This is a genomic window from Salinivibrio sp. EAGSL (assembly GCF_013366455.1).
GTDB lineage: Bacteria > Pseudomonadota > Gammaproteobacteria > Enterobacterales > Vibrionaceae > Salinivibrio > Salinivibrio costicola.
The window spans coordinates 33,992-41,679 of sequence record NZ_JABWMG010000025.1 but is presented as its reverse complement, the minus strand read 5'-3'; the positions used below and the strand labels follow the sequence as shown (position 1 = coordinate 41,679).

General features: G+C 50.4%; 6 protein-coding genes. 3 read left to right on the top strand and 3 right to left on the bottom strand.

Annotated elements, in window-relative coordinates:
• Positions 1 to 137: 137 nt before the first annotated feature.
• From hemG to HLG76_RS13675, 3 genes are all read right to left on the bottom strand, one after another.
• The gene (hemG, locus tag HLG76_RS13685; protein ID WP_025744923.1) at positions 138 to 674 is read right to left on the bottom strand and encodes a menaquinone-dependent protoporphyrinogen IX dehydrogenase; all 537 of its coding nucleotides are present in this window, start codon (positions 672 to 674) and stop codon (positions 138 to 140) included.
• 18 nt (positions 675 to 692) lie between these two features.
• Positions 693 to 2,150, bottom strand: coding sequence for a TrkH family potassium uptake protein (locus tag HLG76_RS13680; RefSeq protein WP_175993853.1), 1,458 nt, complete (start codon positions 2,148 to 2,150; stop codon positions 693 to 695).
• 85 nt (positions 2,151 to 2,235) lie between these two features.
• Positions 2,236 to 2,859: a YigZ family protein gene (locus tag HLG76_RS13675; protein ID WP_025744921.1), complete on the bottom strand. Its 624-nt coding sequence runs from the start codon at positions 2,857 to 2,859 to the stop codon at positions 2,236 to 2,238.
• A gap of 216 nt (positions 2,860 to 3,075) precedes the next feature.
• On the opposite strand from HLG76_RS13675, the gene fadB reads away from it, so the two are divergent.
• From fadB to HLG76_RS13660, 3 genes are all read left to right on the top strand, one after another.
• Entirely contained in the window at positions 3,076 to 5,256 is a 2,181-nt protein-coding gene (gene fadB / locus HLG76_RS13670; protein ID WP_077576839.1) for a fatty acid oxidation complex subunit alpha FadB, read from the top strand.
• Positions 5,257 to 5,272: 16 nt separating this feature from the next.
• Positions 5,273 to 6,436, top strand: coding sequence for an acetyl-CoA C-acyltransferase FadA (fadA, locus tag HLG76_RS13665; protein WP_077576840.1), 1,164 nt, complete (start codon positions 5,273 to 5,275; stop codon positions 6,434 to 6,436).
• A gap of 156 nt (positions 6,437 to 6,592) precedes the next feature.
• On the top strand, positions 6,593 to 7,585 hold the full coding sequence (locus tag HLG76_RS13660; RefSeq protein ID WP_077461801.1) for an MDR family oxidoreductase: 993 nt from the start codon (positions 6,593 to 6,595) through the stop codon (positions 7,583 to 7,585).
• Positions 7,586 to 7,688: the final 103 nt, after the last annotated feature.

The window sequence follows — 7,688 nt, the reverse complement described above, 5'->3', positions numbered from 1 at the left end:
CAACATGGCGCTGAGCGCTTGCCCTACGTGCCGTGTCGATGGAGGCGCATTATAGAGAAGTTGATCGCCTTAGCAAGAGGGAAAAGCGACTTTTTTTGCAAAAAGCCGCCGTTCGGTCAAATAATCAGCGCTATGGGCTAAAACTGAGCAAATTGATCAGTAAATGCTTTCACTTTTTGCCAATCGGTATATTCCACTTCCTTACTCGTATCCGTCTCGCCGCCGGTAATATGCATAATCAAGCGAATCATCATACGATCGAACCATTTATAGCGCGGGTAGTAGAGGGCTCCGGCGAACACGCCATGCAACTGAGGCGTCCATGGCGACTTTTCTAGAAACTTACGACTATAGGCGCTCGTTTCTGCGGTATCTTTACCAGGTTTACGCGCGGTTAAATTGACACTAAAAAAGCCCGCTTTCACTCGGTTTAGCTGTTCGCTGTGCGTATCGATAAATTGATAGAGCTTTTTATTGAAGTGGCCATAACGAATCGATGCTCCGATTAACACCCGATCATATTGGGTAAGATCGAGTGTTGGCACTTGATGGAGATCGCTCACGTCACACTGCGCACGTTCTCCAAGCTGACTCTCTATATAATGTAGAATCTTCTTAGTTTGCCCTTCCCGACTTGAGTGTAACAGCAGCACTTTCTGCGTTGCGTTGCTCATTGCTTCTCCTTCCCCTGTTTAGCTACGCCAAAAAGTGGGGGTAAATAAAACCAGTAATGTGAATATCTCTAAACGACCAAACAGCATCGCCAGGATCAGTACCCATTTCGCTGTGTCATTAATATCACCAAAGTGAGCAGCCACTTCGCCCAAGCCTGGGCCGAGATTATTGAGTGTGGCCGCCACAGCCGAAAAAGCGGTCAGCTCTTCGATGCCGGTTGCAATTAACGCAAGCATACAGATCACAAAGACCAACGCATAGGCGGAGAAAAATCCCCATACCGCGTCGACGACTTGTTGACGTAAGGCTTTGTTGCCCACCTTAATCGTATACACTGCACGGGGATGGACTAAGCGCTTAAGCTCGCGCGTACCTTGTAGTGAAAGCAATAAGATACGAATGACTTTCATCCCCCCACCTGTTGAGCCTGCACACCCGCCGATAAAGGAAGTGAATAACAAGAGAACAGGTAAAAACAGCGGCCAATGAGCAAATGTCGTCGTGGTATAGCCTGCGGTGGTTGAAATAGATACCGACTGAAATAATGCTTGAGTAAAAGTTTCAGTGGAACTGTCATAGACTTGATGGCCACTAAGCATGGTGAAGACGACCAGCCATAGTAGGAATTGAATAAGTAAAAACGCGCGAAATTCGGGATCACGTAAGTAAAACTTTAGATTAAGCCCGTTATTAGCAAACGCCGCAAAGTGCAGCGAAAAGTTACACGCTGATATTAACAAAAAGACCACGGTGATCAGGTTTACGGCCGTACTGTCAAAGTGACCGATACTTGCGTCATGGGTTGAAAAACCGCCAATTGCAACGGTTGAAAAGCTATGCCCAATCGCATCAAACGCTGACATACCGGCCAACCAATAGGCTAACGCGCAGCTGACCGTCAGTGTCAGATAAATGTACCAAAGGACTTTCGCGGTTTCGGCTATCCTAGGCGTCATTTTGGTATCTTTGACCGGCCCTGGGATCTCTGCACGATAAAGCTGCATGCCCCCGATGCCGAGTACGGGAAGAATCGCCACCGCTAAGACGATAATCCCCATTCCGCCCAGCCATTGAAGCAGCTGGCGATAAAATAAAATGGCCTTGGGCAACTCATCCAGACCAACAATCACGGTCGCCCCTGTCGTCGTTAACCCCGAAAAGGACTCAAAAAACGCCTCACTGACCGATAAATCAGGCTGTTCCGACAACATCAGCGGCACAGAGCCTGCGCTGCCGATCACCGTCCAGAACAGCACGACAATTAAAAAGCCATCGCGCGCTTTGAGTTCATGCCGGTAATCACGGTTTGGAAACCAAAGCAGTCCCCCCCCCGCAAGCAGTAAGAAAAATGTCAATACAAACGGGAGCCCAGCACCGTCACGGTAAATAAAAGCCACCAGCGCAGGGGCGAGCATGGTAATGCTGAACAGGGCCAGTAGAAGTCCGACGATGCGGGTAATGGAACGAAATTGCATAGCCTGACGTGGCCCTCTTATCAGCGACAGCCTTTTACTGCCGTCTCATCGTTACACGTAAAGCAGGCTAAATGCCTGACGTTAATTATTGATGTTCTGTCGAGCAAGCTTGTGCCTGCCCACGAGTTTGATTTTTTAGCGCATCAAGAAAACCTTCGATGAATCGCGCATCAATACGGACAGCTAGCTGCACATTATGACTGAACGCTGCATCAAGCTGAATGCCATGGTACTGCTTTAGTAGCGCCTCGATAGTATCAATGTGAGCATATTCACAGCTTATTGTGTAAGGAACCGTGACAGCAACCTCACGCGTTGTTAATAAGCTTAGCGCTTGTTGCACACTGGTACCGTATGCTTTCACTAAGCCCCCGGTACCCAGTTTGATCCCACCGAAATAACGGACAACCACCGCACAGACCTCTCCGACCTTTGCGCCCGACAGTTGCGCAAGCATTGGTTTACCTGCGGTTCCTGCGGGCTCGCCATCGTCACCACAGCCCCATTGTACCGATGATTCGGGTCTTCCCGCGACGAAGGCCCAACAATGATGGCGCGCATCAGGGTAAGCGTTGCGTAAAGATTGAATAAACTGCTTCGCGTCTGCCTCACCCGGTGTGTGAGCAAGATAGGTGATAAATCGGCTCTTTTTTATTTCAAGCTCGTGCCTGACAGTCTCTGCAGGAACCGCATAAGGCGTGATCGGCATAATGATATAATCCTTGAGTTTCTACCTTGCACTTTATCATATCTCCGCTTCTTCTACAGGGACGCCCACGCAGCAAAAACAATCCACACCACATATTTTAAACATTCGTTTAACTTTTGGTTGTCATTTATTATAACAATGATCCACACTAGAGCTCATCTGGTCTAACCAGAACAGTATTCAACCAGGATGGTACGGCCAACGTGGAGAAAAACCATGATCTACCAAGGAGATAACCTTTCAGTTCGTGCATTGGAAAACGGCATTGTAGAACTGACACTGGACAGCCAGGGTTCTGTCAACAAACTGGATCTGTCGACGCTAGAAAGCTTAGACCGAGCCCTCGACGCCTTAGCAGGCCGAGAAGATGTAAAGGGGCTCATGCTCACATCTGCAAAGTCGGCCTTTATTGTCGGCGCCGATATCACCGAGTTTCTCGGTTTATTTGCCAAGCCCGACCAAGAGCTCTCTGATTGGGTTTCGCGCGCGAACGCAATCTTCAATCGTTTAGAAGACCTCCCCTATCCGACGATCAGCGCCGTCAACGGCCATGCCTTAGGGGGCGGCTGCGAGTGTATTCTTTCTACCGATTTACGTGTTGCAAGCTCTGACGCACGGATTGGTCTCCCCGAAACCAAACTGGGTATTATGCCTGGGTTTGGTGGCACTGTGCGCTTACCGCGTTTAGTGGGTGCCGATACGGCGATGGAAATTATCACTGCAGGTAAAGAAAAACGCGCCGCGGCAGCGCTCAAAGAAGGATTAGTGGATGCCGTCGTTGAAGTAGATAACCTTCGTGACGCGGCAATCAGTATGCTCACTCAAGCCATCAATGAAAAAATTGATTGGCAAGGCCGTCGTCAGCAGAAAAAACAACCATTGGGGCTAAACCGCACAGAAGCCGCCATGAGTTTTACCATGGCTAAAGGCATGGTGGCTCAGGTAGCCGGTAAGCACTATCCAGCGCCAATGACTGCCGTGACGGCCATTGAAGAGGCGGCCGGCATGACACGCGATGAGGCACTCAAGGTCGAAAATCGCTATTTCGTCAAACTGGCAAAAACCGACGTTGCTCAAGCCTTAGTCGGGATTTTCCTCAATGATCAAGTGATCAAAGGCAAGGCGAAAAAAGCCGCTAAACAAGGGAAAGATACCCAGCGTGGTGCCGTTCTAGGTGCAGGTATTATGGGCGGCGGCATCGCCTACCAATCGGCCCTAAAAGGCGTGCCTGTGATGATGAAAGACATTGCACAAGCATCGCTAGATTTGGGCATGAAGGAGGCCACCAAGCTACTCAATAAGCAACTCGAACGCGGTCGTATCGATGGCTTTAAAATGGGCCAAGTGCTGTCGTCAATCACCCCAAGTCTACACTATGCCGGCATTGAACATAGCGATGTAGTTGTTGAGGCTGTGGTAGAGAACCCTAAAATCAAAGCCAGTGTTCTCAAAGAGGTAGAAGAGCAAGTGAGTGCGGATGCGGTAATTGCATCGAATACCTCCACCATTCCTATCAATACGTTGGCCAAGTCAATGGCGCGCCCAGAAAACTTCTGTGGCATGCATTTCTTTAACCCCGTCCACCGCATGCCGTTGGTCGAGGTGATCCGAGGCGAAAAGACCTCCGATGAAACCATTGCCCGTGTGGTTGCCTATGCAGCGAAAATGGGCAAATCACCGGTTGTTGTCAATGACTGTCCCGGGTTTTTCGTCAACCGCGTACTCTTCCCCTATTTCCATGCCTTTAGCCTTCTTCTTCGTGACGGTGTGGATTTCCAACGCATCGATAAGATTATGGAGAAGCAATTTGGCTGGCCAATGGGCCCTGCCTACTTACTCGACGTGGTTGGTATCGATACCGCGCACCACGCGCAAGCGGTGATGGCAGAAGGCTTTCCTGATCGCATGAGTAAATCTGGTCGTGATGCGATTGATGTGATGTTCGACGCCGAGCGTTTCGGTCAAAAGAACGGCAAGGGTTTCTATCGCTACTCTATCGATAAAAAAGGGAAGCCGAAAAAAGAAGCTGATGAGGCCGTACCTGGGTTACTTGCCTCCGTGATCGAGGGGAATCAGTCAGATATCAGTGATGAAGATATAATTGCTCGTATGATGGTGCCGATGGTCAATGAAGTGGCACGTTGTCTCGAAGAAAACATTATCGCCTCTCCTGCTGAAGCAGATATCGCCTTGGTCTATGGCATTGGTTTTCCGCCATTCCGCGGTGGTGCTTTCCGTTATGTTGATACTCTGGGTGTTGATCACTATGTCGCAATGGCAGACAAATTCTCTGATCTTGGCGCCTTGTATCATGTCCCAACGGATATGAAACGTCGTGCGGGCGACAAACAGGCTTACTTTGATGTGACCCCGGTCAACGCACCGCAATCAGCCTAAGGTTAAGGAGAGAACAATGAACAATGTAGTGATCGTTGACTGTATTCGTACACCAATGGGCCGCTCTAAAGGCGGTGTATTTCGCAATGTACGCGCGGAGGACTTATCGGCGCACTTGATGAAATCCTTACTGACTCGCAACCCAGCAGTCGAAAGCAGCGCAATTGAAGATATTTATTGGGGCTGTGTCCAGCAAACGCTAGAACAAGGCTTTAATATTGCGCGTAATGCCGCTTTATTAGCGGGGATCCCACACTCCGTTGGTGCTACCACCGTCAACCGCCTGTGTGGTTCGTCGATGCAAGCGCTACACGATGCAGCGCGTGCAATCATGGTTGGCGATGGTGACACCTTCATGATTGGGGGCGTGGAGCATATGGGACACGTGCCGATGAACCATGGTGTCGACTTCCATCCTGGTTTGTCTAAATCGGTTGCAAAAGCAGCAGGCATGATGGGGCTTACTGCAGAAATGCTTGGTCGTATGCATGGTATTAGCCGCCAAATGCAAGACGAGTTTGCTGCTCGCTCTCATGCGCGTGCTCACGCAGCCACGGTAGAAGGGCGTTTTAGACAAGAGATAGCCCCTATCGAAGGCCATGATGCCAACGGTCTACTGACTCTGGTTGAAGATGATGAGGTGATTCGTCCAGAAACCACGGTTGAAAGCTTGGCCAACCTGCGCCCCGCCTTTGACCCTGTTACGGGCACAGTGACGGCGGGTACTTCATCGGCGCTATCAGATGGCGCATCAGCAATGCTAGTGATGAGCGAAGAAAAAGCCAAATCACTCGGGCTCCCTATTCGAGCACGCATTCGTGCGATGAGCGTTGCCGGCTGTGATCCATCAATTATGGGTTATGGCCCAGTGCCAGCCACCCAAAAAGCACTGAAACGCGCTGGATTGAGTATCGATGATATTGATCTTGTGGAGCTGAACGAAGCATTTGCCGCGCAATCACTACCTTGCGTCAAAGATCTCGGCCTGATGGATAAAGTCGATGAAAAGGTCAATCTCAATGGCGGCGCCATTGCCTTGGGTCACCCATTAGGCTGTTCAGGTGCACGCATCTCGACCACCTTGTTGCATCAAATGGAGCGTCAAGATGCCACCTTAGGGTTGGCAACCATGTGTATTGGTTTGGGTCAAGGGATTGCCACCGTGTTCGAACGCGTGTAATGCCTTCTTCGTGACGATAAAAGAGCGGTGTTTACCGCTCTTTTTTTTGGGTTGCGTCTAACGGCGTTCAATCGCATAGTGATTGATATAACGCAAGTGGTCGATTATTCGCTCGGCCTAGTATGGCCGCTCACTTATTCCAACCGGGAGAATGCCATGTTTAACGCGCTTGTCCTCGAACAACACGAAAAACAAACCCTCGCCAATATCACCGCCTTAGCAGAGAGTGATCTCCCTGACGGCAATGTTACCGTCGATATTGACTATAGTTCACTCAATTACAAAGATGGCCTCGCCATTACCGGCAAAGGGAAAATTGTGCGCCAATTTCCGATGGTGCCAGGTATTGATTTTGCTGGCACGGTTGCAGACAGCCAGCACCCAGACTATCAACCTGGAGATAAAGTGGTGCTGACCGGCTGGGGCGTCGGTGAAGGCCACTGGGGTGGCATGGCTGAGAAAGCGCGCGTTAACGGTGATTGGTTAGTCCCCTTAGCCGAAGGGCTGACTGAACAACAAGCCATGATGGTCGGCACCGCTGGGTTGACTGCCATGTTATGCGTACAAGCCTTAATTGATGGCGGCGTTAAGCCAGAAGACGGCAAAGTATTAGTCACGGGCGCCAGTGGTGGCGTAGGCTCTGTCGCCGTCACCTTATTACATGCTCTCGGTTATCGCGTCAGTGCTGTCACTGGCCGCCTAGACGCAAACCAAACCTGGCTTGAACAGCTTGGTGCCGATGACGTTTTACCGCGCGACGCATTTAGCGCCCCTGGGCGCCCGCTTGATAAACAACACTGGGCTGGTGCAGTTGATACCGTCGGCAGTCAAATGCTCGCCAACGTGCTGTCACAAATTCAGTATGGTGGTACGGTCGCTGCATGTGGCCTTGCCGGTGGCTTTGACCTCCCTGCCACCGTCATGCCATTTATTTTGCGGAATGTACGCTTGCAAGGAGTGGACTCTGTCTCTTGCCCGAGACCACAACGGCTCGCCGCATGGCAGTCACTCACCAAGCTGTTACCCGCACGCTACTTTGAACAAGCGTGCCACACTATCGCCCTGGCCCAGACGCCAGCGTACGCCGATAAAATCATCAATGGCGAAATAAAAGGCCGCGTGGTGATTGATATCACCAAGCAAGACTAACCATAAACGCAAGATTCATCATATGACACAAGGTCAATACTCAGCGAGATATTGGCCTCGTTTCCGTTACTGGTTTTCTCTGAATAACAGGCAAAAAAAATCC

Excerpts from the sequence above, each read along its gene's own strand:
- hemG (WP_025744923.1), bottom strand. The coding sequence starts at position 674 with ATGAGCAACGCAACGCAGAAAGTGCTGCTGTTACACTCAAGTCGGGAA.
- HLG76_RS13680 (WP_175993853.1), bottom strand. The coding sequence starts at position 2,150 with ATGCAATTTCGTTCCATTACCCGCATCGTCGGACTTCTACTGGCCCTG.
- HLG76_RS13675 (WP_025744921.1), bottom strand. The coding sequence starts at position 2,859 with ATGCCGATCACGCCTTATGCGGTTCCTGCAGAGACTGTCAGGCACGAG.
- fadB (WP_077576839.1), top strand. The coding sequence starts at position 3,076 with ATGATCTACCAAGGAGATAACCTTTCAGTTCGTGCATTGGAAAACGGC.
- fadA (WP_077576840.1), top strand. The coding sequence starts at position 5,273 with ATGAACAATGTAGTGATCGTTGACTGTATTCGTACACCAATGGGCCGC.
- HLG76_RS13660 (WP_077461801.1), top strand. The coding sequence starts at position 6,593 with ATGTTTAACGCGCTTGTCCTCGAACAACACGAAAAACAAACCCTCGCC.